The organism is Gemella haemolysans, assembly GCF_028308085.1.
GTDB classification, from domain to species: Bacteria; Bacillota; Bacilli; order Staphylococcales; family Gemellaceae; genus Gemella; species Gemella haemolysans_D.
In genome coordinates this window covers 1-25,248 of the sequence record NZ_JAQMFS010000026.1, presented here as the reverse complement: position 1 = coordinate 25,248, position 25,248 = coordinate 1, and the positions used below count along the sequence as shown (strand labels likewise).

Annotated in this window: 23 protein-coding genes, 2 pseudogenes and 1 other annotated feature; of the genes and pseudogenes, 13 read left to right on the top strand and 12 right to left on the bottom strand. The window is 30.3% G+C overall.

Translation table 11 applies throughout. The annotated features are described in order from the left end of the window. Positions 1-6: 6 nt before the first annotated feature. Together PNO30_RS01650 and alr are read left to right on the top strand one after the other, a co-directional pair. Complete coding sequence (locus PNO30_RS01650; protein WP_271986913.1) at positions 7-1,164, top strand: M20 metallopeptidase family protein; 1,158 nt, start codon at positions 7-9, stop codon at positions 1,162-1,164. Between the two features lie 213 nt (positions 1,165-1,377). Next, positions 1,378-2,451, top strand: a complete 1,074-nt coding sequence (alr, locus tag PNO30_RS01645; protein ID WP_271986912.1) for an alanine racemase — start codon at positions 1,378-1,380, stop codon at positions 2,449-2,451. Positions 2,452-2,558: 107 nt separating this feature from the next. Here the strand turns inward: alr and PNO30_RS01640 are convergent, their stop codons facing one another. The 4 genes and pseudogenes from PNO30_RS01640 to PNO30_RS01630 all read right to left on the bottom strand — a co-directional run bounded on the left by PNO30_RS01640 (position 2,559) and on the right by PNO30_RS01630 (position 4,545). Next, the gene (locus PNO30_RS01640; RefSeq protein ID WP_271986911.1) at positions 2,559-3,059 is read right to left on the bottom strand and encodes a universal stress protein; all 501 of its coding nucleotides are present in this window, start codon (positions 3,057-3,059) and stop codon (positions 2,559-2,561) included. Positions 3,060-3,242: 183 nt separating this feature from the next. After that, a complete protein-coding gene (locus PNO30_RS08960) occupies positions 3,243-3,446 on the bottom strand; it encodes an immunoglobulin-like domain-containing protein (protein ID WP_420319623.1) in 204 nt (67 codons plus the stop codon). A 33-nt stretch (positions 3,447-3,479) separates the two neighbouring features. Beyond that, positions 3,480-3,794, bottom strand: a pseudogene (locus PNO30_RS08955) (DUF5011 domain-containing protein); the annotation flags it as partial. Between the two features lie 91 nt (positions 3,795-3,885). Further along, a complete protein-coding gene (locus PNO30_RS01630; protein ID WP_271986909.1) occupies positions 3,886-4,545 on the bottom strand; it encodes a TIGR01906 family membrane protein in 660 nt (219 codons plus the stop codon). Positions 4,546-4,739: 194 nt separating this feature from the next. On the opposite strand from PNO30_RS01630, the gene treR reads away from it, so the two are divergent. From treR to PNO30_RS01595, 7 genes are all read left to right on the top strand, one after another. Next, positions 4,740-5,462, top strand: a complete 723-nt coding sequence (gene treR, locus PNO30_RS01625) for a trehalose operon repressor (RefSeq protein ID WP_271986908.1) — start codon at positions 4,740-4,742, stop codon at positions 5,460-5,462. 301 nt (positions 5,463-5,763) lie between these two features. Next, positions 5,764-6,144: a class Ib ribonucleoside-diphosphate reductase assembly flavoprotein NrdI gene (gene nrdI / locus PNO30_RS01620; protein ID WP_003147301.1), complete on the top strand. Its 381-nt coding sequence runs from the start codon at positions 5,764-5,766 to the stop codon at positions 6,142-6,144. After that, positions 6,131-8,221: a class 1b ribonucleoside-diphosphate reductase subunit alpha gene (gene nrdE, locus PNO30_RS01615; protein WP_271986907.1), complete on the top strand. Its 2,091-nt coding sequence runs from the start codon at positions 6,131-6,133 to the stop codon at positions 8,219-8,221. Before nrdI ends, nrdE begins: the two co-directional genes overlap by 14 nt. A gap of 24 nt (positions 8,222-8,245) precedes the next feature. Further along, a complete protein-coding gene (nrdF, locus tag PNO30_RS01610; RefSeq protein WP_003147299.1) occupies positions 8,246-9,214 on the top strand; it encodes a class 1b ribonucleoside-diphosphate reductase subunit beta in 969 nt (322 codons plus the stop codon). A gap of 9 nt (positions 9,215-9,223) precedes the next feature. After that, entirely contained in the window at positions 9,224-9,790 is a 567-nt protein-coding gene (locus tag PNO30_RS01605) for a histidine phosphatase family protein (protein WP_271986906.1), read from the top strand. 90 nt (positions 9,791-9,880) lie between these two features. After that, entirely contained in the window at positions 9,881-10,444 is a 564-nt protein-coding gene (locus PNO30_RS01600; RefSeq protein WP_048802870.1) for a histidine phosphatase family protein, read from the top strand. A 105-nt stretch (positions 10,445-10,549) separates the two neighbouring features. Next, positions 10,550-10,778 (top strand) — a binding site (T-box leader). A 64-nt stretch (positions 10,779-10,842) separates the two neighbouring features. Further along, positions 10,843-11,760, top strand: coding sequence for a homoserine O-succinyltransferase (locus PNO30_RS01595; RefSeq protein ID WP_271986905.1), 918 nt, complete (start codon positions 10,843-10,845; stop codon positions 11,758-11,760). Between the two features lie 54 nt (positions 11,761-11,814). Here the strand turns inward: PNO30_RS01595 and PNO30_RS01590 are convergent, their stop codons facing one another. The 5 genes from PNO30_RS01590 to efeO are packed head-to-tail and all read right to left on the bottom strand — an operon-like array spanning position 11,815 to position 16,523. Further along, entirely contained in the window at positions 11,815-12,009 is a 195-nt protein-coding gene (locus PNO30_RS01590) for a twin-arginine translocase TatA/TatE family subunit (protein WP_003147294.1), read from the bottom strand. Next, positions 12,009-12,725, bottom strand: a complete 717-nt coding sequence (gene tatC / locus PNO30_RS01585; RefSeq protein WP_334212532.1) for a twin-arginine translocase subunit TatC — start codon at positions 12,723-12,725, stop codon at positions 12,009-12,011. Before tatC ends, PNO30_RS01590 begins: the two co-directional genes overlap by 1 nt. Positions 12,726-12,732: 7 nt before the next feature. Continuing rightward, positions 12,733-14,439 (bottom strand): FTR1 family iron permease, encoded by a 1,707-nt coding sequence (locus PNO30_RS01580; protein WP_271986904.1) that lies wholly within the window; start codon positions 14,437-14,439, stop codon positions 12,733-12,735. Continuing rightward, complete coding sequence (efeB, locus tag PNO30_RS01575) at positions 14,408-15,643, bottom strand: iron uptake transporter deferrochelatase/peroxidase subunit (RefSeq protein WP_271986903.1); 1,236 nt, start codon at positions 15,641-15,643, stop codon at positions 14,408-14,410. The genes PNO30_RS01580 and efeB overlap by 32 nt, the downstream gene beginning before the upstream one ends. 1 nt (position 15,644) lies before the next feature. Then, positions 15,645-16,523: an iron uptake system protein EfeO gene (gene efeO, locus PNO30_RS01570; RefSeq protein WP_271965141.1), complete on the bottom strand. Its 879-nt coding sequence runs from the start codon at positions 16,521-16,523 to the stop codon at positions 15,645-15,647. Between the two features lie 397 nt (positions 16,524-16,920). Here efeO and PNO30_RS01565 point away from each other — a divergent pair, with 397 nt between their 5' ends. Next, on the top strand, positions 16,921-17,622 hold the full coding sequence (locus PNO30_RS01565) for a nicotinamide mononucleotide transporter family protein (RefSeq protein ID WP_271986902.1): 702 nt from the start codon (positions 16,921-16,923) through the stop codon (positions 17,620-17,622). A 70-nt stretch (positions 17,623-17,692) separates the two neighbouring features. On the opposite strand, the gene PNO30_RS01560 is transcribed toward PNO30_RS01565, so the two are convergent. Both PNO30_RS01560 and PNO30_RS01555 read right to left on the bottom strand, forming a co-directional pair. Continuing rightward, positions 17,693-18,427 (bottom strand): HAD family hydrolase, encoded by a 735-nt coding sequence (locus tag PNO30_RS01560; protein WP_271965147.1) that lies wholly within the window; start codon positions 18,425-18,427, stop codon positions 17,693-17,695. A gap of 229 nt (positions 18,428-18,656) precedes the next feature. Then, complete coding sequence (locus tag PNO30_RS01555; RefSeq protein ID WP_271986901.1) at positions 18,657-20,348, bottom strand: M3 family oligoendopeptidase; 1,692 nt, start codon at positions 20,346-20,348, stop codon at positions 18,657-18,659. Between the two features lie 249 nt (positions 20,349-20,597). On the opposite strand from PNO30_RS01555, the gene def reads away from it, so the two are divergent. Beyond that, positions 20,598-21,152, top strand: a complete 555-nt coding sequence (gene def, locus PNO30_RS01550; RefSeq protein WP_048802461.1) for a peptide deformylase — start codon at positions 20,598-20,600, stop codon at positions 21,150-21,152. A 104-nt stretch (positions 21,153-21,256) separates the two neighbouring features. Then, complete coding sequence (locus tag PNO30_RS01545; protein ID WP_271986900.1) at positions 21,257-21,691, top strand: YehR family lipoprotein; 435 nt, start codon at positions 21,257-21,259, stop codon at positions 21,689-21,691. A gap of 189 nt (positions 21,692-21,880) precedes the next feature. Here PNO30_RS01545 and prfB read toward each other — a convergent pair. Continuing rightward, positions 21,881-21,997, bottom strand: a pseudogene (gene prfB / locus PNO30_RS01540) (peptide chain release factor 2); the annotation flags it as partial. A 745-nt stretch (positions 21,998-22,742) separates the two neighbouring features. Here prfB and PNO30_RS01535 point away from each other — a divergent pair. Further along, the coding region (locus PNO30_RS01535; protein ID WP_271986899.1) for a Spy0128 family protein at positions 22,743-25,248 on the top strand (2,506 nt) is incomplete at its 3' end.

Genomic DNA, 25,248 nt, shown 5'->3' with positions numbered 1-25,248 from the left:
GAGAAGATGAAAGTAATTACTGAAGAGAATTTAACATCATGGCGTAGACACCTACACCAAAATCCAGAGCTATCTTTGGAAGAGCATAAAACTAAAGAATTTATCGCTAGTGTCTTAAAAGAATATGGTATAGAATTTCAAGAAACTCTTGAGACAGGGTTGGTGGTAATCTGTAAAGCAAGCGTAGAAACTAAAGATACGATATTATTCAGAGCTGATATTGATGCATTGCCTATCACAGAGGAAAATGATGTTGATTTCAAATCTAATAACGATGGTGTGATGCATGCTTGTGGACATGATGGACATACTACTATGCTTTTAGGTAGTGTTATAGAAGCGGTAGATTATTACAAAAATAATGATACGAAGGTGAATAGCATTTTCGTATTTCAACCAGCTGAAGAAACTTTCGGCGGTGGTAATTTATTAATTAATGATTTTGATTTTTCACCGTATAACATTTTAGCAAGTTATGCCCTGCATATGAATCCAGATTATCCAGAAGGACATATAATATCTAAACCAAAAGAAATTATGGCTAGTGCTAACGAATATAGAATCTATATTAAAGGACGTGCAGCTCATGTAGGTTTAAAAAATACTGGAATCGATGCTCTTAATGTAGCTACAATGTTCTTCCAAGAGATGTTAAAACTTAATGCATTACATACAAAAGCGCGTAATACTAATATTATTCATATCGGTAAAATGTACGGCGGAGATGCTATGAATGTTGTTGCGGAGAATGCCTACCTAGAAGGAACTATTAGAACATACAGCATGGAAGATCTGGCTACGATAAAAGCTGCAATTGAAAATACTCGTGTTGGTCTTGAACATCTTACTGGAGCAAGTATTCGTGTTGACTTTGCTGAAGGTTATCCAGCGGTAATTAATGATGAAGTTCCTTATAAAGTAATTAAAGAAGTTATAGAAAAAGAAAATATTGATTATATTGAGTTAGAAGAAGCTTATTTATACGGAGAAGATTTCTCATTCTTTAGTAGATTGTCTCCTATAAACTATAGTTTTTTAGGTTTAAGAAATGAAGAAAAAAACTATGTTTCAGGATTACACACACCAACTTTCAACTTTGATGAAAAAATATTAAAAGTAGGGGTTAAATATTACCTAGGAATATTGAATCATTACAACAAATAACTTTGTTGATTTTAAGTAAAATAAAAAGGGCTGATTTAAAGGTCCTAAAAAGTTTATATGAGAATTCATAAACGCAGTGGTTTATAGATATCTAAATTTACTTTATAAAAGCTTTTAGATATCTGATGAAATTTGCGGGGGTGGCTTTAAAAAATCGATTTCTCTGAAATCATGATTTTAGAGTCACTCCCTTTTATCTAAGAAAGGATTTTTATGGCAACAATTGAGTTAAATTATAATAACATACGACAAAATACAATAAATTTAAAAGAACGAGCACAGGACATAATAGCTGTAGTTAAAAACAATGCGTATAATTTAGATTTAAGAGAATGTGTAAAATTATACTCGGAAGTAGGGATAAATTACTTTGCAACGACAAAAGAAGAAGAGTGTAAAGTAATAAGAGAAACATTAGGAGAAGATGCTAATATTTTTCTTTTAAATCCAACTTATAATTTTGATTTAGTTAGAGAATACAATGTTGAGATAAATATAGCGGGTCTTGAATATTTAAAAGAAAATCTTGAAAATGTTAGAGACTTAACGCTGCAATTGGAATTTGCGGGTAGTATGAGACGTGCTGGAGCAAGAAATCTCGAAGAAGTACTAGAAATTATAAATTTCTGTAAAGAGAACAATCTGAAATTAAAAGGATTTTGGTCTCATTTTTCATTTGCTGATGAGTTTGATGGATTCTATGAAAAAGAAAAAGAATTGGTATTGAAAGTTCTTGAAGAAGCACAATATCATCATGATTTTGAAGTAGTTCACTTACAAAATAGTGCTTCATTTTTACGAGATGGTACTTTTGAGAAAACAACACATCAGAGGTTAGGGATTATTCTTTATGGAGCTATGCCTTATAATGTGAAGGAAAATCCAGTTGCTCTTAAGGATTTAGTTATAAAAAACCCGATTACTGTTTATGGTGAAATTATTAATATAGTAACCTTGAATAAAGGCGAATGTATTGGATACTCAAATTCGTATATAGCTGATGCTGATAAAAAAGTAGGAGTTGTTAATATTGGCTATGGTGATGGAATACTAAGAGATAGATTAAAAGGAAAAACATGTTTAATTAATGGTAAAGAGAGAAATATTTATTCAACAATGATGAGTCACTTAGTAGTAGAAATAGGTGATGAAGAAAGTATCGGAGATAGGGTTTATATTTATGACGATAAGCAACAGCTTCATGATTATACTAAGTATTTTGGACCGAATTCTGTGCAACTTGCAGCATTGAATTATGATAGTTTAAAAGTTGAAAAGATTTATTAATAAAAAATGAACGGCGCATACGATATATGCGTCGTTCATTATAAAAAGGAAAAATTTTAAATGAATTTAAATTAAAATATATTAATCTAAATCTTATTTAGAGATGCTTATTTTTCTTGTTCTTCTTGGAATTTTTTAGCGATAGTTGCTTCGAAATCCGCTGGGATAGAACGTTGTTTAATGATGATTACGTCAGATTTTGCATATCTAACGATACCTTCAGACACTGATCCCATAAGCATACGTTTGAATCCAGTTAAACCAGAAGATCCACAAACTACAAGATCGATACCTTTTTCGTCAACAATATCTTCACTAAGAACAATTTTAGGAATACCTTGTTCAACGATACCGAATACTTTAGTTAATCCGTCTTCTTTAGCAGATTCTACATAGCTATCAACTAATTCTTTAGTACGTTTGTAGAAAGAGTTGAAAATGTAAGGATCTGATAAACCAGAAGTTGCGATTGTCGCATCAATAACAGACGCGATATATAACTCTGCATCCTCGTTTCTTCGAGCAATGGCAACGGCATTTTTGAAAGCCCATTCAGCTTGTTTTGAACCGTCTACTGCGACTAAAATTTTAGAATATTTATTTTCCATGATCATAACCTCCGACTACTATGTCTTTACTTATATTATATCATATTTACAAAAAAAGTAAACGTAATTTTCAAAAAATAGTATAAATATTTTTTTCATAAAAATAAAGAAAAAACCTATGAGTAGAGGTATATACAACGATTATCTCATAGGTTTAGATTGATATATATTTATGAATGTTAATTATACGTTTTCATCAACAACAGTGATAAGTCTTTTTCTCTTGTGTTCTTTGTTATCGATATTAACTCGGTATATAAGTTCGTAAGTTCCAGGTTTAGTATTATCAACTTCTCCTTCGATAATAAGATCATCTAGATAAGATTTTCCTGCTTTACGAGCGATTACTCCTTCTTTATCGACATCTACTTCTTCACCAACTTTTATAGTTACATTTTCAGGTATAATGAAGTAGAAAGTACGTTCAAGACGACGTTCAAGACGCTTTCTGTATTTTTCTTCGTCTTCGGCACTCATTCGATCTCTAAGTTTTTCATCAACTAAAGGCATCAGTTCGACTTCAGTATCTGCTATACAAATTCTACTATTAACAAGTGTGAATGTCTGAGTTCTTCCGGGTCCACAATAAGATTGACATCCTATGATAAATTCTGCATTTGGTGCTTTCTTTTTTAGTTTTGGAATCAAAGTTTTAAGATTTACACCAAGGCAATCATCACATAATCTAAATGTTACTTTATCTTCAGTAACAACATTTTTATCATTTTGAGCCATAATTTATCCTTTCGTAATTTATTTATTTGAAACTAAAATTAATTATATCACATAATTATAAGAAATTAAATTTTTAATATCATCTTTAAGTTTAATTATTTTTCATTCTTTTCTTTACCACAGTATTTAATATAAACAATGAAATAAATAGTATAAAGATATGTAAGATTATTGTTGTAATGAGACTTATGAAGAATTCTTCGGGCACCATTTGAATTAAGTTTGACTCATCAGGACTTAATAACCAAAGATCATTTGAAAATAGCAACTGATGGAATTTTATCCAAAATGAAGTAAAATTATATGAAATGATACAAGATAGGATACCTATTACTATAATAAATGCAAGTAGTACTTTGTTAAATGTATTTGTTATATAGAAAATAGTTCTTTTCTTACAAAGTATTATCAGCAATATAGTAGAAATAGTAAAAACTACGATAAAAAATATCATTGTTTTGTAGCTTAAACTATATAGTGTCCTAACGTCTTGCATATGAAGTATATCTTTATCTGTATACCAATCAAGATTTAATATTGCTTTATGATTCAGATAATCTAGTAAATTAGTGGTATTTTTTATTAATTCTTCGTATGTAGTTCCAATTTTTGGGGCTAAATTTTCTTTTTGATAGAAACTTTTATAAAAATTTAAATTAAAACAATTGTAAAATATTATGGCTAGTATTCCACTAATAAATAGTGAAAAATTTTCTATAACAATAAGGAACTGTATAATATATTTTCTCATTATTGCACCTCCAATAAACATTATAACACATAAACATAGTTGTAGAAATGAGGTTTGCTTTAAATTTGGTTTACATATTTACACAAATTAACAAAAATACAAGGATTTATAAAAGTTTTTGAGTAAAAAATATTTAATATTTATGTAAATTATGGTAAAATATACACATATAGTTATTTATTTTGGGGGAAATCATGAATAAGTTTTTTAAGATCTATTTAGAGTTAAGAGAAAAAATAGAGAATAGGCAATACAGGTCTAACTCTCTCTTACCAAGTGAAAATGAACTCGCAAGAGAATATAATGTTTCTAGGGAAACTATAAGAAAAGCATTACTTCTATTATTAGAAAATGGTTATATTCACAAAATACAAGGGAAAGGATCTATAGTGTTAGATGTTCATAGATTTAGATTACCTGTAACGGGAATACTAAGTTTTAAAGAACGTCGCCAATTTCAAGATGTAGATGCAACTACTAAAGTGTTGGTGAATAAAGAAGTAGATGCTCCGGATTTTTTAGTAAGGCTTGGGCTTGTTAAGCCAGATGAAAAACTAATCTATCTGGTACGTCAAAGAATCGTTGATGGAGAAGCAGTAATCCTAGATAAAGATTATATTAGAAAAAGTACAATAGGGGATCTACCTACAAATCGTGTAGAGGAATCATTATATGAATATCTAGAAAAGGATTTAGGAATTAAAATCTCTTATGGAAATAAAGATTTTAAAATTGAACCTGTTAATGAAGAAGATACTACATATATTGATTTAAATGGTCACAAACATATTGCAGTTTTACGAAGTGATATATACACAGAAGGAACAGATTTCCTACATTATACAGAGAGTCGTCATAGAGTTGATAAATTCTATTTTTCTGAATTTGCGAGAAGAAAAAGCGATATAATAAACTAAATATATTATAGAAGAAAACTTTAAACAGTGTAATTTTGTTTAAAGTTTTTTTATGTAAAATTAAGAAAACTAAAAGGAAAAAAATTTTTTTCTTATGACGATTTTAATCGTTGTAGTGTGTAAAGTTGCTTAATAGAATTTTGAATTATTAAATAGATATACAAATTTCCAAAAAAGATTTTAAGCCTTTTCATGATAAAAATAATGATTGAAAAATAATAAAATAGAGTGTATAATTGATATAAGTCATAAATTTCCGGGAAATAATTTCGGAAATATTTTTGTGGGAGCGTGAGAGAGAATGAAGATAATTGTATTTTCATTAACTGGAAATTGCAAGAGATTTGTAGATATGTGTAAGATTCCCGAAGAGGATGTTATTGATCTATTTGATATTGATTACGAAGTTGATTTTGATTATATATTAATAACGCCTACGATTGGTTTTGGACAAGTTCCTGATGGTGTAGAAGAGTTTTTAGAAACTAATCACAAGCACTTAAAAGGAGTAGTAGGTAGTGGTAATAAAAACTGGGGTAATAGATTTGCTAAAGCTTCAGAGACGATTAGTGAAAAGTATAATGTGCCATTACTTATGAAAATAGAATTACACGGTAATACAAAAGACTTAATAAAATTTAAAAAAATATATTTGGAGAGTGTAAAGAATGGAGAAATTTAACCATATTGAACTAAATAATGAAGTAACAAAAAGAGGTGACAATGGATTTTTCAAATTAGAAAAAGATGTTGAGGCTATTGAAGAATTTCTTCGTGAAGTAGACTTTCGAACTGTAAAATTCAGTTCAGAAATGAAAAGACTTAGATATCTAGTAGAGGAGAATTTCTACTATAATATCTTTGATAAATATATTGAAGATGAAATCCTAGAATGTCTAGAATTAGCTGCAAACTTTAAATTCGAATTCAAAAGTTACATGGCAGCAAGTAAATTCTATAAAGATTATGCATTAAAAACAAATGATAAAAAACAATATTTAGAAAACTTTAATCAACACGTATTCATCGTTGCTATGTATTTAGCTGATGGAGATGTTGCTTTAGCTAAAGAGCTTATGATTTCAATGCTTGAGCAAAGATTACAACCAGCGACACCAACATTCTTAAACTCTGGAAGAAGTCGTCGTGGTGAGTTAGTATCATGTTTCTTATTAGAAGTAGGTGACTCACTTAACTCAATTAACTACATCGATTCTACAGCTAAACAACTTTCAAAAATTGGTGGAGGGGTTGCGATTAACTTGTCAAAACTTCGTGCGCGTGGTGAGAGTATTAAAGGTATTAAAGGGGTAGCTAAAGGTGTTATTCCTGTAGCTAAATCTTTAGAACAAGGTTTTGCATATGCTGATCAACTAGGACAACGTCCAGGAGCTGGAGCTGTTTACTTAAACATTTTCCACTATGACGTATTAGAATTCTTAGATACTAAGAAGGTTAATGCCGATGAAGAATTACGTCTTCCAACAATTTCTACAGGTATTATCGTACCATCATTATTCTTCGATTTAGCTCGTGAGAACAAAGATTTCTATATGTTTGGACCTCACTCAATTTATGAAGAGTATGGATTAGTCCTTGATGATATTGATATTGCTAAATATTATGATGAATTTGTAGCGAACGAAAATATCATGAAGCGTAAATTTGATGCTCGTGATATGCTTAATTTAATAGCGCAAACTCAATTACAATCAGGGTACCCATACTTAATGTTCAAGGATAACGCGAATAAAGATCACGCACTTCGTGAAATTGGACAAGTTAAGATGAGTAACTTATGTACTGAGATTTTCCAATTACAAGAAACTTCAATAATTAAAGACTACGGTGAAGATGATATTATTAAACGTGATATTTCTTGTAACCTAGCTTCATTAAACATTGTAAATGTAATGGAAAGTAAAAAAATTAAAGAATCTATCTACTCAGGTATGGATGCATTAACATTTGTAAGTAATTCTACTAAGATTAAAAATGCACCTGGAGTAGTAAAAGCTAATGATGAGTTCCATTCTGTTGGATTAGGTGCTATGAACTTAAATGGATACTTAGCTAAAAACTTAATCGCTTATGAGAGTGAAGAAGCGAAAGATTTTGCAAATGTCTTCTTCATGATGATGAACTACTATACATTAGAACGTTCAATGCAAATTGCTAAAAAACGTAATGAAACATTTAAAGATTTTGAAAAATCAGATTACTACAATGGTAGTTACTTCACTAAATATATTGAAAATGACTACTTACCAGTAACTGATAAAGTAAAAGAGTTATTTGAAGGAATTCATATTCCAACAAGAGAAGACTGGAGAAGTCTAAAAAATAGAGTAAAAGAAAATGGACTATATCACGCATATAGAATGGCGATTGCACCAACACAAAGTATTTCTTATGTTCAAAACTCAACATCAAGTGTATTACCGATTGTTGATAAAATTGAACGTAGAAGTTATGGGAATGCTGAAACATTCTATCCAATGCCATACTTAAGTCCAAAAACTCAATGGTTCTATAAATCTGCATTTACTATAGATCAAATGAAACTTATTGATTTAATGGCAGTTATTCAAGAACACGTAGACCAAGGTATTTCTGTGATTTTATTCGTAAATTCTGATATCACAACAAGAGAACTTGCTAGATATTATATTTATGCTCATCACAAAGGATTGAAATCACTATATTACACAAGAAACAAACTACTTTCTGTAGAAGAATGTACTTCATGTGCTATATAGAAAAGAGAGGAAAAATTACTAATTATGAAAGCTGTGAACTGGAATAAACAAGATGATTTAACATTTATGTATTGGCGTCAAAATATTGCTCAATTTTGGGTTGATACTGAGTTTAAAGTGTCAAAAGATATTAAGAGCTGGAACGAAGATTTAAATGATAAAGAACGTGAAGCTTACAAAAAAGTATTAGCTGGGTTAACTGGTCTTGATACGCAACAAGGTGATAAAGGTATGCCTCTTGTATCTCTACATACTGAAGATATGAGAAAACAAGCTGTATACAGCTTTATGGGAATGATGGAGCAAATTCACGCGAAAAGTTACTCAACAATTTTTACATCATTAATCCCTTCACAAGAAACAGATTACTTATTAGATGAATGGGTTCCAAGTAATCCAGAGCTTCAATTCAAAGCGAAATTAATTGAAGATTATTACATGAAGTTATTTAAACCAGAAGTTCCAACTTATGACTTATATATGGCTCGTGTAGCTTCAGTATTCTTAGAAAGTTATATTTTCTATAGTGGTTTCTTCTATCCATTATATCTTGCTGGGCAAGGAAAAGTAACGACATCTGGAGAAATTATCCGTAAAATCTTATTAGATGAGACTATTCACGGAAGTTTTACTGGATTTGATGCACAAGAATTATTCAAAACTTTAACTCCAGAAGAGCAAGAGCGTGCTGAAAAAGAAATGTATAAATTACTTTTAGATTTATATGAAAATGAATTAAAATATACTAAAGATATTTACGATGAAATCGGTCTATATGAAGATGTTAAAGACTACGTAGAGTACAATGCTAACCGTGCATTAGCTAACTTAGGATATCCTGGATACTTCGAAGATAAAGAAATTAATCCAATCATTGAAAATGCGATGAATACTAACACTAAAAACCATGACTTCTTCAGTGTAAAAGGTGATGGATATGTTGTAAGTATGAATGTTGAATCAATTGAAGATGAAGATTTCATTTTTGAATAGGTAAAAATCATGAAAATATTATTAGTAAGACATGGTGAAACTGATTATAACAAAAACAAATTAATTCAAGGACATAGTGATATTGAATTAAATGAAACTGGTAGAGGTCAAGCGAGAAATGCAGGTCAAAAGTTAACGGAGTATGACATTGATTTTGCCTTTAGTAGCCCGTTAAAACGTGCTGTAGAGACAGCTAGACTTATGCTTGATAATTCTAACAATAAGATTAATATCGATAAAGAAATTACTGAAGATGCTCGTTTAATAGAGAAATTCTTCGGTGATTTCGAAGAGAGTACTTTTGATGAATATTTTTCAGCATTAGAAGCTCAGACTGATCTAGAGTCTATTGAAAAAGATGAAGAAGTCTATGAAAGAGCAAGCTCATTCTTTAATGAAAAATATCTAAATCATGAAGATGAAACAATTTTAGTAGTTTGTCATGGTGCCTTTATTCGTATCTTTTTACGTACATTAGGATTGTATCCAGAGACTAATATGTTGATTAACAACACAGCGTTAAACGTGCTGCACTATGATGGACAAGAATATATATTAGAGAAATTTAATATTTAAAATTATTAAGGGAACGGCTAAGAAATCATAGTTTTATAAAGATTGATTTTATTTGGTCGCTCCCTAATTTTTTAGTAAGGAGATGAGATTATGCGTATTATTTTAGCGAGACATGGAGAAACAGATTATAACAAAAATAAATTAGTTCAAGGACATACAGATATTCCTTTGAATGAAGAAGGAATCCGACAAGGGATTGCTGCAGGGAAAAAGATAGAAGGATATACTATTGATGTTGCTTATAGTAGCACTTTAGGAAGAGCATTTGATACTGCTAGATATATGCTAGACAATTCAAATAGTGAAGAAAATAAAAATTTATCTGTAATCAAAGATAAACGATTAATAGAGAAATCATACGGAGAATATGAAGGTGTATCTTTTGCAGAGTACGGAGCTGGTCTTAAGGCTGGAGAAACAAGAGGTATGGAATTAGATTCAGATGCAGCTGATAGAGTAGAAGCATTCTTTAAAGAAAAGCATGAGGAACACCCAGACAAGACAATATTAGCGGTATGTCATGGTGGTTTGATCCGTTCTTTCTTAACGCAAAAAGGTATTAAAGAAGTAGGACGTGGAGTAATAGTAAATACTTCAGTTAGTGTTCTTGATTATGATGGAAATAAGTTCGAACTTATTGAATTTAACAAATAATTTATAGATAATAGAGAAACGAAGATTTCTTTGATTCTAAGATTTTTAAGGCGCTTTCTATTGACAAATAGTGTTAAATACTTTATAATGTTAAGTAAACTAATATGAAACACATTGAAGAGATAAGTAGAATATAATCGATTCAAAGCAGAGAGCTTTCGGTTGGTGGAAGAAAGTAAGAAAAGATATAATTGAAAATGGTCTCGGAGTAATAATTATCTAATAGGTAATTACGTTGGTGCGCGATATAGCACAATGATATGAACACGTATCGATAAAGGTGAATAAATTTATTCACGAACATGGGTGGTAACACGATAGACTCGTCCCTATTACATATAGTTGTAATAGTGGCGAGTTTTTTTATTTAAGAAAAAGAGTAGTTAAGGAGATAGACAATGCCAATATGTATACAAAATGAATTACCAGTGAAAAATAAATTACTGGAAGAAGGGGTAGTAGTAATAGAGGAAAATAGGGCAAAAAACCAAGATATTAGACCTTTAAAAATACTAATCTTGAATTTAATGCCGAAGAAAGAAGAAACTGAACGCCAATTATTGAGGCTTCTAGGAAATTCTCCACTTCAAATAACTGTTGAATTTTTACATATGACTAGTCACGTGGCAAAAAATACAGCACAATCATATTTAGAAAAATTCTATAAAACATTTGATGAAGTGAAAGACAACTATTATGACGGACTAATTATTACAGGAGCACCAATTGAACATTTAGAATTCGAAGATGTAAACTATTGGGGAGAGTTAAATCAAATTTTTGATTGGAGTAAAACACATGTATTTTCAACATTAAATATATGTTGGGCAGCACAAGCAAGTTTATATTACCATTTTGGTGTAAAAAAAGAGCAAGTTGATGATAAGATATTTGGGGTTTTTGAACATGATGTTCTTCTAGAAAATCACACATTAACTAGAGGATTTACAGATACTTTCTTAGCTCCTCATTCTAGACATACTAAGATAGAGGAAGAGAAGCTGTCTACTATTTCTGAACTTGATGTACTAGCTAGATCAGAAGAGGTTGGAACACTTCTTGCAGCAACTAAAGATTTAAGAAAAATATTTGTGACTGGACACATTGAATATGATGCAGATACACTTCACAATGAGTATATTCGTGATAAAAATAGTAATCTACCAATAGAAGTTCCGGTGAATTATTACCCAGGAAATGATGATACAAAAACTCCTAAAAATAGATGGAGAGGAGTTGCTTACTTATTTTATCACAACTGGTTAAACCAAGTTTATCAACAAACACCATATGATCTAACTGAATTATCAAAATAAGATAAAAATAATAGACTTTACAGATATGCTTTAAACATATTGTAAAGTCTATTTTTAATTTTCTTTTTTTTCGTCTTGTTTTGTTGAATTTTCTTCTTCAGTTAGACCTGAAATTGATTTTTTGAATGATGTGAACATTTTTCCTATTGATTCTCCAAGTTCAGGTAGACGTTTAGGACCGAAGATAATTAGAGCAGCTATAATAAGAACTATAACTCCAGGAGCCCCGATATCACGTAAAAATCCCATTATTTTTCACCTCTTTTGTTGTAAATATACTTGCTAATAATGATACTAATTTCATAAATTAAAATTAATGGTATAGACATAACGATGTCACTGATAAAGTCAGCAGGCGTAATAACAACAGCTATTACGATTAGTATAAAATATGCATATCTTCTATTACGTATTAAAAATGATGGTGTTAGAATACCTAATGATGTCAGAAATGCTACAACAACAGGGAATTCAAAAAGTATAGCTATCGGTATTGTTGTATTAATTACAAACGATAGGTAATTTTGAGCTGTTAATTGTGTATTGAATAAGTCATCACCAATAGAAAGAAGCACATTTAAAATAGCAGGGGTTACTAGAAAGAACCCGAAGATTAAACCTACTGTGAAGCAAATGAATACTGCTGGAATATAAGCAAGTAATGCACGAGCTTCTTTTTCTTCTAAAGCAGGTTTTATAAATGCCCAAATTTGATAACAGATAAATGGTATCGAAAAAGTAAAGGCACAAATACCTGCAAGCGTTAGATATATCCATAGTATATCATTAGGTCCAAGAACAATCAATTTATTATTAAAATTACTAGTTAAAAATTTATAAATATCCGCAGACCATAATAAACTTACTATGAAAGAGACAATAAAAAACACAAGGCTTAGTATTAGTCTCTTTCTTAGTTCAGTTAGATGATCTACGGTAGATATTTTATCTCCATATTTCATCATTTGTTACCTATTTATTTTTAGATTTTTCATAAAATATACTAATAGCTACAACAACGATATAAATTAGTTGAGCTATTACTACTTCGTAACTAGGATAAATTCCTAAGATTTCGATAGTAGGTAAGTAGTCTATAATATGATTTGAAACAATATCGGTAATTTGTAGAGCGTGTATACTTACTCCAAGCATCTTGAATCCTAGAATATAGATTAACCAAGATAGTACTAGGAATACTTTACTGATAGGAAGTTTTCCTGATGCTTTTACCATAATTATACCGATAATAATCAATGCAACAACAGCAAGAGCTATTCCGATTAATAGGTTAGCTGTTGAAATTAATGGCATTATACCAGCGTAGAATAGTATAGTTTCGGCCCCTTCTCTAAACACAGCTAGGAAGCTAAGTGTGAACATAGATATAAAACTTCCAGTTGAAAGTACTAGATTTAGTTTAGAGTCCATATATTTTTTCCATGCTTTAACAGAACTCTTACTATGTAGCCAAATTCCGATACCTATCATCATTACTACTGCAAAGATACCAACAACACCTTCAATAATCTCTCTGTTAGTACCAGATGATAGAGCAAGGAAAGAGTATTTTAAGACTACAGCTGCAAGTATACTAGAAAGAATACCTACTATAGCACCTGTGTATATCCAGATTAATCCTTTTCTTTGTTTTGCTGCTTTTAAAGCACTAGCTAAAGAAAGAACTATAATAAGTGCTTCTACACCTTCACGAAGTAATATTAACATAGAATCTATTGCAGTATAGTTAGACTTCGTATCGATTTTAGAAAGTTCTGAAATCAAATTTTTAAGTTGATCTTGATATTTTTGTTCGCTACCTTTAACCATAATAATAGGAGTTTCACTCTCTACTTTAGTATATAACGAAGCGTTACGTGTACGAACTTCTCCTTCAATTACAGGCCAAACTTCAATGAATTTCTTCATTTTTTGAGAACCTTGAGCTTTGTTACCATCTTTGAATGCTGAGTAACTTTCTTCTAGTAGTTTTATACCTTGTTCAAGTGTTTTTACATCTGTAGATTGTTCTAGTTTTTTACCAGCTAGAAAATCATCAAGGTAATTTTTTAAATCTGTTAAATACATTTTTGTAGTTTGATAGTCGTAAGGTTCAATTTCCATTGAACTACGAAGGAAGGACATTGTTGTCTCGACTTTGCCGTAGTAGGCGGGTTCAAGTGTTCTTACAATGCCTTCATTTCTAACCCAAGCAGCGTTGTATTTTACATACTCTGCTTTCATAGTTTCTATATTTTTAGTATCAATTGCTTTTTCTAGTTTATCAAAAGCAGGAAAGAGTTTAGTTTTAAAGGCTCTCTTTTCTGCTTCTACATCTAGAGGATTTTGTTCATTTTCAAAAGCAAGTAGGGTAGTTGATAGCTCCCTTAGTTGCTCTTCATTGATATCATTTGATTTTAAAGTTTGTTTAACTTTTTTTCCAGCTTCAGAATCTGAATTTTTTGTAGATTCAAATTCTGTTTTAAATTCTTCTATTAATTTTTTAGCTTTATCATGCTCGTTATTTTTTATCGCTGTATTTGCATCGGTAATTTTAATAAAAAGATTACTGTATGACTCTTTAGCTGCAATAGTTTTTAAATATGGTGAGCTAAAACTAAGAATCACGATAAAGGCTAAAATAATCTTAGTCAAAAAGTTTTTGGCCAATATATTCACCCTCCTTAATTCCTCCAAAACAAGCGAATAGGCCGCTACCTATATGAGTTATGTATTCATTCATTTTATCTTCAGTTCCTAAGCTATTTTGAATTGTAATAAATTGTTTTGGATCTTTTTGGAAAGAAATAAATAGGAGACCTGAGTCAAATTGACCTGTAGTTTCATTTATGCCGTCTGAATAAGAATACGATCGTCTAAGTAATTCAACACCTGGTTTATGTGCTAAATGGACATGTGAAGTTACAGGTATTAAAGGTTTTCCATCTGGGCCTTTCTTGTTAAGGTCAATAGGTGCAAATTCATCAGTTTCTCCGAAAGGAGCACCACTTTCTTTATATCTTCCAAAGGTATTTTCTTGTTCGTTTAAATTTGTTCTATCCCAAGTTTCAAGGTGCATCTGAATACGTCTAACAGCCATATAACTTCCATTTTTCATCCAGTTATCTTTATCACACCATACGATTTTATCAAATTGCTCTTCTTTAGTAGCGTTGGCAGTACCGTCTTTGAATCCAAAAAGATTACGAGGTGTTTCGACTCGATTTCCTATTGCCGCGAAACCTGATTGACTCCATTTCATAGTTACTGTAGAACGAGCTTTTCTAACTAGGTTACGAATAGCGTGAAAGGCTACTTGTTCATCATCTGCACATGCTTGAATACATATATCTCCACCAGTATATTTTTCTTTAAGTTGTTCCCTAGCAAAAGGTGGTAGGTCTTTAAACTCTTCAAGGTTTTTATTTTCCAAGTTCATTTTTTTCAGGAAACTTGGACTAATTCCAAATGTAAGAGTTAAACGATAGGGGTTTAATCCTACCGTTTCTCCAGTATCTTTTGGTGGTAAATAATGGTTTTTAAGTTCAGGTTCGACTAGTTCGCCGTTCATTAATTTTTCACTGTATTTTGTCCATTCTTTGAACATATCAATAACATCGTCACGTTTAGTTGAGTGTAAATCTAATACGACGAAATAAACACATTTTTGCATAAGAGTAGTAATACCAGCCTGATGCTTTCCATAGAATGTTATCTTTTCATCTCCATCAGCAATAGCTCTGTTATTTTCAGCTTTGTTAGCGAAAAAACCTCCAAGAGCAGAGGCTCCGACAACGGCACCAGCTCCAGTCATTCCTGCTTTCTTCAGGAAATCACGTCTTGTTATTTTTTTATCGATCCATTTTTTACCAGATTCTTCCATATTACTTAGCCTCTTCGTCTAAAATTACACCCATTTGTGAAAGTGGTTCACCTAATTTAGTTACTGCTTCAGAAAGTTCTCTTGTATTTTCTTTTGTTAAGTCAGTATATAGTTTATAGTGTTTGTCATCAGTTTTATATTTATCTAATAAACCGTTGATTGTAGCAAATTTTTCAACTAAATCTTTTGCTAATTTGCTGTCTTTTTTCTCGATTAAAGGTTTAAAGATTTTGAAGATTTCTTCAGCACCTTCGATATTAGCTTTGAAGTCGTAAAGGTCAGTGTGAGAGAAGATTTCTTCTTCACCTGTAATTTTTTGTGTTGCAACTTCGTTAAGTAGGTCAACAGCTCCAGTTACCATTAAGTCAGGAGTAACTTCTACAGTAGCAACTTTAGCTTTTAGTTCTTTAATGTCTTTTACTAGTTGGTCTGCATATTCTTCAGTACCTTTAGTAGTATTTTTTTCCCACATAATTTTTTCTATTTTGTGGAATCCACGCCATCCATCTTCAGTTTTCTTTTCTTCTAAGTAGTCAGCAAGACGGAAGTCGATGTTTACATCTAATTCTCCAAAACTTTCAGCAATTGGTTCTGAACGTTCATATGCCATACGAATAAGAGGGTATTGTTTTTTAGCTTCTTCTAGATTTCCTGCTTTAATAGTTTCAGCAAATTTTTCAGTATCTTTAAGTAGAGTATCTACTTGATTTTCTACGAATTTTTTGTAAAGCTCAGTAGCTTGTTTAAGTTGTTCTTTTGTTCCTTTTGATGTATCAACTTGAGCTGATTTATTTTCTTCCTTTTTATCTGATTTAGCAGAACATCCGCTAATAACGATAGTTCCAGCCATTAGGGCTAAAAATAATTTATTTTTTTTCATTAATTTAAACTCACTTTCATGATTAATATTTTTCCTATTATAAATTATAATCATTATCAATTAGAAAGTAAAGTAATTAGAAAGAAAATTTTAAAAAAATAAAAGTTTTATAGTAAAAATAAAAAAATTTCTTATGAAGTAAAAAAATTAAATGATTTTTATGTATCAGATTAAAAACTTTAATAAAGTAAATGTAGTAATTATATTTTAAGAAATTATTTTTGTTGTATAATAACTGTATGAAAGCGTAAAAAAAATAATATTGAAAGTTGAAAATGTTTGATGTATAATGAAAATAAGATTTTTAGTAAGTGATATAAAAAAGATACTAAGAACCTAAAAAATTAAGATTACATTATAAAATGTAATAATTTTAAAAAAAGGAATAATATGCTTTATGAAAAAAAAGTTAAAAATATTTGCAACATCAAAATGGTTTGATTTATTAGGAGTTGCTTTAGTAATTGGTATAGCTATCGCATCTGGATATTTAGCAACAAGATTGGATAAATTCGTTGATTGGGGACCGTGGACTGCACTTGTTCCATTTGGATTTATTTCTGTTATTAATGTTGGTATTTCAATGTTATCGACAAGATTCACAGGAAAATTAAGTAAACTTGGAAACTATTTTGGTATTATTAATGCAGTGTTATCGGGAGTGATTGATTATATTTTAGGAAATAAGGCGGCAATCATTACATATCCAGTGACATTTTTAATCTATTTAGGTGCAATCTATGTATGGAATAAGTTTACAGACAAACCAAATACAATGTCTAAAGCAAAACTGTATACAGTATTAACAGCAATTGCGATTCTTTCATTTGTATTTTCTTATGCAACAAATTACATTGGATATCAAGGTAAGATGAACACTCTTGCATACATCACTACAGTCGCATTTGCATTTTCATTAATGGGGAATGGATTAAATACATTTAAGTTAACGACACAATGGCCGTTCTGGTTATTATACAATTTTGTTCAACTTACAAAAGCAGTAGTTCAAGGGAACTTCGCTAATGTTGGTAAATACATCTTCTACATTATCAACAGTGTTGGAGCACTATTCGTATGGAAAGATTCTGAGGAATAGTCTGAAAGAACCAATAGATATAGAATAAAAAATACAAGAGTCTGACAATTAGGTCAGGCTCTTGTATTTTTTATATTTCAACAATGTCAATAGTTGCTCGTGTTTTATAAATAACATCTTTTCTTTCGATTAAAATAGTAGCTTTTTCAGCTAGCTCTTTATTTTCTTTGATTTTACTAAGAAGTTCACGACTTGGATTCATTGCAACGGGATTGCCGACACGTCTTAGCATGTTGTAATCACCATTTGTATCGCCATATGCGAATGATTCAGAAAGATCAATATTATATTCTTCAACTAACTTGTCAATCGTTTTATTTTTACTATCAGCATCCCACATTGGAATTACTTCACCTGTAAATTTATCATTTTCTATAATATATTTACTACCAATCGCAAGAAATGCATGATGTTTTTTCCCCATAGCTTCAACAAGATAGTCAGGACTACCTGAGATAAAAATAATAAGGTGTCCATTTTTTTTATGTTTTTCAATAATATTTCTAGTAAATTTATAAACACGATCAGCTTTAAGTTTCATTACTTGCTCTGTTGCAAAATCAATATATTTTTTATGAAGACCTGTTATTGCTTGAACATAAGCTTCAGATACACCAAATAGATAGTTATCATAGTCTTCAAAACGCTTATCCCAGTTGATATATGTATCTTTTACGCCATTTATCCAATATCTTTCATCTACAACTTCGTATTTAATTAATTTTTTAAAATGTTCTGTCATTAAAGAATCTCTATATAGAGTTCCATCAATATCGAAAAATGCCGCTATTTTCTTTTCTTTCATATTTTTCCTCCTACTAAATCAATTATTATTTATGTTTAAAGGGAGTGACTCAAAAATCGTGATTTCTTAAGAAATCGATTTTGTCGAGTCACCCCCGCACAGTTTATTAGATATCTAAAAAGCTTTTATAAAGCGAATTTAGATGTCAATAAACCACTGCGTCTATGAGTTTTCATAGACACTTTGTTAAAATTTAGGTCTTTTGAATCACTCGCCTTTAAAAGAAGTTTTAAAATTCTGAAGCATCTACAGAGTCAAGGTATTTTTTAAGCTCTGGCACAATATTAGAAATTGTTCCATCTTTGAATGGATTTTCTAGATTTGCTTCTTTAACTAATTCTAAGAATGGTTTAGTTCCACCTTGTTTACATAGGTGTAGGTACTCAGTCCATGCTTTTTCTCTATTTTCGTTAGCTTTTTTCCAGAATTGGAAGGCACAAACTTGAGCTAAAGTATAATCGATATAGTAGAATGGTACGCTGAATAAGTGTCCTTGTCTATAGAAGAATAATCCTTCATCAAGTTCTGGAATTTCTTCGTAGTAACGAGATGGTAGGTATTTTCTTTCTACTTCTAACCATTTCATACGGCGCTCTTGTGGTGTTAATTCTGGATTTTCGTATACTTCGTGTTGGAATTCATCGACAGTAACACCATAAGGTAAGAATTTAATTGCTGTAGTCATGTGGTAGTATTTGAACTTATCAGTATCTTCTTTGAAGAATAGGTTCATCCATGGCCATGTTAAAAATTCCATACTCATTGAGTGAATTTCACAAGCTTCAAATGTTGGCCAAACGTAATCTGGCATATGATTTCTACTTTGGAAAACTTGGAATGCATGTCCAGCTTCATGAGTTAAAACTGTAACATCATGCGGAGTTTGGTTGAAGTTAGCGAAGATAAATGGTGCTTTGTAATCTGGAATAAATGTACAGTAACCACCACCAGCTTTTCCTGGTTTTGTATCTAAGTCTAATAAGTTGTTTTCAGTCATAAATGTAAAGAATTCATCAGTTTCTGGTGATAATTCTTTATACATTGTTTTAGCATAATCAACAAGTGTAGGACGGTCACCTTTTGGAGTAGGGTTACCAGATTTGAATGTTACACCTTCATCATGGAATGAAAGTTTTTCAAGTCCTAGACGATTAGCTTGTGCTTTTTTAAGTTCTTCAACTACAGGAACGATTTCTTCGAAAATTTGTTTTCTGTAGTTTGCTACATCTTTTGCATTGTAGTCAGTTCTACGTAGACGAAGGTAAGCAACTTCTACGAAGTTATCAAAACCAAGTTTTTTCGCGATACGAGTTCGAACTTTGATCATACGGTCATAAATGCTATCGTATTGTTCTAAATTTTCTTTGAAGAATTTTGCGACAGCCTGACTTGCTAATAGACGAGTCTCACGGTTGGCATCTTGAGTATACTTAGCCATACCACTTAAGTTGTGAATTCCACCATCGAACGGAATTTTAGCACTTGAAGTAAGCTTAGTATATTCAGAAGTCAGTTTATTTTCTTCTTTTAAGTCTTCGATAATTTCATCGCTAAATACTTTAAGAGAAGATTCAATTAGGTTAAAGTAGTGTTCCCCAATTTCTTTTTTAAGTTCTTCTTTGAATTTAGAATCGAATATTGCTTTGTCGAATTTGCTAAGAAGAGAAGTTAATTCAGGATTGAAGTCATCCCAAAAATCTCTTTCAGCTTCGTAAAACTTATCAGTAGTATCGATTGTTGCACGAATTTCTACTAATTGAGCTAATGTTTCAACGCTGTTACGAAGTTTGTTGTATTCGTTAAAAATTTCTAAAGTTTCTTCAACGCTATTTGCCGAATTTAATTTTTCTATTAATGTTTCTAATTGTTTTTTTATTTGATCAGTATCTGGTCTAGTATATTGGTAATTTTCAAAAGTCATAATACACCCTCCTAAAAATCTTATTTATAAATTATCAATACTACTATGATATCATGAAATATAGAAAAACACAAAAGTAAAATTCAGAAAATTCTAAAACAAAGATTGAAAATTACACTAATATGTTTTGTAAAATAGAATTCTAAAAAACTGTCGGGTAGGAAACTTTGACATTCTGAGATATTTATGAAATAATAAAATAAGGATGAAAGACCGAGAGAAATAATTAGAAATAAAGGAGAAAAAAATTTGATTACAACTAAAGATATAATTATTGATCCACACGCAACACTTAGAGCACGTGCTGAAGAAGTAAAAAGTCCGATTTCAGACGAAGATAAAGCTATTTTACGTGGATTATTAGAATATGTAATTGCATCTCAAGATGATGAGAAAGCAGAAAAATTAGGATTAAAACCAGGGATAGGATTAGCGGCACCGCAAATTAATGTTTCAAAAAGAATGATTGCAGTGCACATTCCAGACGAAGAGTTCCCAGAAAATACAGTTTCTTATGCATTATATAATCCAAAAATCATCTCAAACTCAGTTGCAAAATGTTACTTAGCTGGTGGAGAAGGATGTTTATCAGTAGATAAAGAAATTAAAGGATATGTTCCTCGTTATTCAAAAATTAAAGTAGTTGGTTATAATGAAAACGATGAAAAAGTTACTTTAACTTTAACAGATTTACCAGCAATTTGTTTCCAACACGAAATTGATCACTTAAATGGAATTATGTTTTACGATCATATTAATAAAGAAAATCCATTTGATGTACCTGCCGAATACGAAAAATTATAATAATAAAGAGCGATACAAATTTGTATCGCTTTTTCTAATAATGTTTGTATTGTTTTCAAACTATGGTATAATATTGTTATCTAAAGGATAGGAGAGTTTATAAAATGAAAAAGATATTACAAATTATATCAGTTTTTTTATTAGTATTTTTAGTCGGATGTGCTGAAAAAGAAGGAAGTAAGGTTTATGTAAAAAAACAACCTGGTGTACAGATGGAAATTACACTTTATTATAAAGGTGATGTTGTAACGAAACAAACAGCCAAAAATATTATTACTTATTCTGAATTAGGACTAACTAAAGAAGCTTTTAAAAAGCAAGCGGAGAAATTAGGACAAAAGTTCAAAGGTATAAAAGGTTTAGAAGACAAGGTTGATTATCAAGATAATGTTGCCATAGAAACTGTAACGGTTGATTATTCTGTAGCTGATATTAATGAATTAAAAGGTCTTCCATGGCCAAGTTCTGGAGATAAAAAAGTAAGTTTGAAAAAAACAGAAGAAAAACTTATAGAAGAAAGATTTGATGAGAAAAAATAAAAAATAATAGGGAGTGACTCAAAAATCGTGATTTCGTAGAAATCGATTTTGTCGAGTCACCCCCGCACAGGTTATTAGATATCTAAAAAGCTTTCATAAAGCGAATTTAGATATCAATAAACCACTGCGTCTATGAGTTATCATATACACTTTTTTAAATTTTAGGACTTTTGGGTCAGCCCCATTTTTTTATAGTACTTCTTTTTCTTTCATATTGTAATGTAGATAAGCATCGATAAAATCTATTATCTCGCCATCCATTACTTTATCTACTGTAGATACTTCGTAGTTTGTTCTGTGATTTTTTCCCGTTTGATGTACCTGCCGAATACGAAAAACTATAATTTAATATAGAAAAAATACACGTAAGACAGATAAAATGTCTTACGTGTATTTAGTTATGGTGTTTAATGAAAAAACGTAAAATTACTTCATAAAAGTAGTAGAAATAAGCTGATAAATAATACTTCATTAAGTATTTATTTTAATAAAATGGTAGTAGTAGTAACTTTGAAAAATTTGATTTTCCTAGAAATTAATTTTTGAAGTTTTTTATTTTAATTATATAGTTTTTATTTTGCTACACAGTAATTTATAAAATTCTAAAAATAGAGATATTAGTTTCGGAAACCTTATATACTAATATGTAAATCTTAGATATACCTTGCTTATTTCATATAATTAATTTAAAATACTTATTTATACATAATTATTTTCATAGACAATAAAATAATTGGAAATAATAAAGGGTTTACATCTGTAGTTTATTTAGGTGTTTATAGGGTTTTAAAACATTGATAAAATTTAAAAAACAGAATAATTGAAAAAAAAAAAATAAGAGTATAATTATTCATAGTAGGTGTTAAAACTTCAATTTGTTAAAACGAATAAAATTAATACATACTAATCTAGTTTAATATACAGAAATTATTATTGTATATAAAATTAGACTTTATTTATATATTAGGAAGGAGGATAGGATTTTTAGCGTAAATAATCGCTTTTTGTAAATTGACAATTAAATATAAAAATAGGAGGTTTTTTAAAAAATATGAAAAGAAGGTTCAAGAAGATAATTAGCCTACTTACAATTCCGATTTTATTAATATCTATGATTCTTAATAATAGTATTTTAAAGGAAGTGAAGGCAGCTGATTTAAATAATAAGGTACAACTTACAAACCTTCGTTTATTGTCAACGTTAGATGACAATGTATTACCTGGAAATATACTTCACGGAAAGGATCAAACGGAAGCTAATGTAAATTTTGCTGGGGAATATTCATTTAATGAAGCTCCTGGTGTAATTAGAAATGGTGATAGTTTTTCTGTAGATATACCATCACCGTTAAAGTTAGAAGATGCGGAACTTCCATTAGTTGATACTAATAGTAATGAAACTTTAGGTAAAGTAGTAGCTTCAAGTGCCACAGGTAAAATTACATTTACTTTTAACGAAAAAGTAGAAGATAAACATCATATACATGGAACATTTAAAGTTTCGGCTAAACAAACAGTAACGAATGAGGATAAGACTATTGTTTATACTCTGCCCAATGGAAAAACACAATCTATTACTTACAAAGTTTTGAAAGCTGCTAATCAGAACGTAAAAGGGGAAACTGTTTATAAAGCGGGTTATGATGGTGGTAATATGAATTACTGGGTTCGAGTGAACCGCTCTAAAAAAGATTTATCGGGGAAAGTCGTTAAAATCAAGGACTTTTTTGATACTAGTAAAGGTTCATTAGCAACATATATTGAAAAATCATTCTCTCTAAAAGAAGCTGTATATACAGAAGAATCAACATATGAGAAAGATCTTGTTTCTACAGGAAAAGTATATAAGGTTACAACAGATGCAGCTGTTTATAAAGCTGATTCAGACAACACAGCCTTACTTACTTTTACAAATAGTAAAACAGGATTTGATTTATTATTACCTACTAATACAGGAACAAAGAGTTTTCTATTAGAATATAGCTCAACGTCACCTCAAGATACAACTAGATTATACAATAGTGTTGGTATGGAAATAGATAACGAAGCTCAACCTACTTGGACAGAGTGGGCAGGTAAAAAAAATACTGAGACAACACATGTTAAAGATCTTAAAAGTACAAAAGCTATTGGGGCAACGATAACTGCTGATTTAGCAGGTAAAGTTAAGATACTTAAATATGATGAGGGTGATGCCTCAGTTGTTCTTTCTGGTGTTCAGTTTGATATTAAGAAAGAAAATGGTGAATTTGTAGAAACTATTACTACAAATGAAAAAGGTATAGCAGTTTCAGGATTATTACCTGATGGAAAATATATTGCAAAAGAAAAAGTTGCTAAAGATGGATATAAACTTAATGAAAAAGAATATCCATTTGAAATTGACTCTGCTAAGGAAAAAGCTAATAAAAAGAATACGTCGACTTTAAACATTCCTAATAAACGAAAAACTATTGATTTTGAAGCTACGAAGGTATGGAAAAATGGAGTTTCTTCTGATTATAAAGAAGTCAAATTAGGTTTATATGTACATAAAGAAGGTGAAGATGCTAGTAATGCAAAACCAGTTACTGGATCATATACTCCAACTGTAACAAGTGCTAATGGTGTTTATACTTATAGATGGATAGACCAATTACCAGAAAGAAATCTTGATGGAACTAAACTAGTCTACTCTGTCCGCGAACTTCAAGAAAAGACTGATTTACCATTAGAAACAGGAGATAAAGTAACTGTAGGAGAAAGAAATTATGTAGTATCTTATAATAATGCTAAAACAGAAGTTATAAATACATATGAAGTACCAAAAACAAAGATTACCGCTAATAAAATTTGGGAAGGTGGTCAAAGTGAGGTACGTCCAACATTATTTTTCAAATTGTATCGTTCAATTAATGGAGTTGAAGAAGAGGTTAAAGTAGACAACAAAGAAGTACCTAAAATAAATGGTAGTGTAGAATGGACCGATTTACCAAAAACAACCGAGGCAGGAAGCGAATATACTTATAGCGTAAAAGAAGTAGATGATAAAGGAAATATCTTAACTGAAAAAACAGCGGGATATAGTGTAGAAAAAACAGATAATTTAACTATTAAAAATAAGTATAGTGTTAATCCGTTAAATATAGATATAGCTGTTTCAAAAGAATTATCAGGTAATCGTCTAGAGAAACTTAAACAAGATGAATTTGAATTTATTCTAAAAAGTGAAGATGGTAGAGAAATTCAAAAAGTTAGAAATTCTGAAAGTGGAGAAATTGTATTTAGAAATGTTAATTTTACAGAAAAAGGTACATATAATTTTGTTATAGTGGAAGTTAATGGTGGAAAAACTATTAACGGGGTAAGATATGACAATAAAGAAATTAATGTCACTGTAAAAGTAACAGATGATGGGAAAGGTAATCTTACATCTGAGGTAAGTTATCCTAATAACGAAAAAAGATTTATAAATGAATACATTCCTGCAGAAAAAACAAGTGTAACATTAGGTGCTAAAAAAGTACTTGAAGGGAAAACACTAGAAGAAGGAAAATATAGTTTTGAGTTGAAAGACG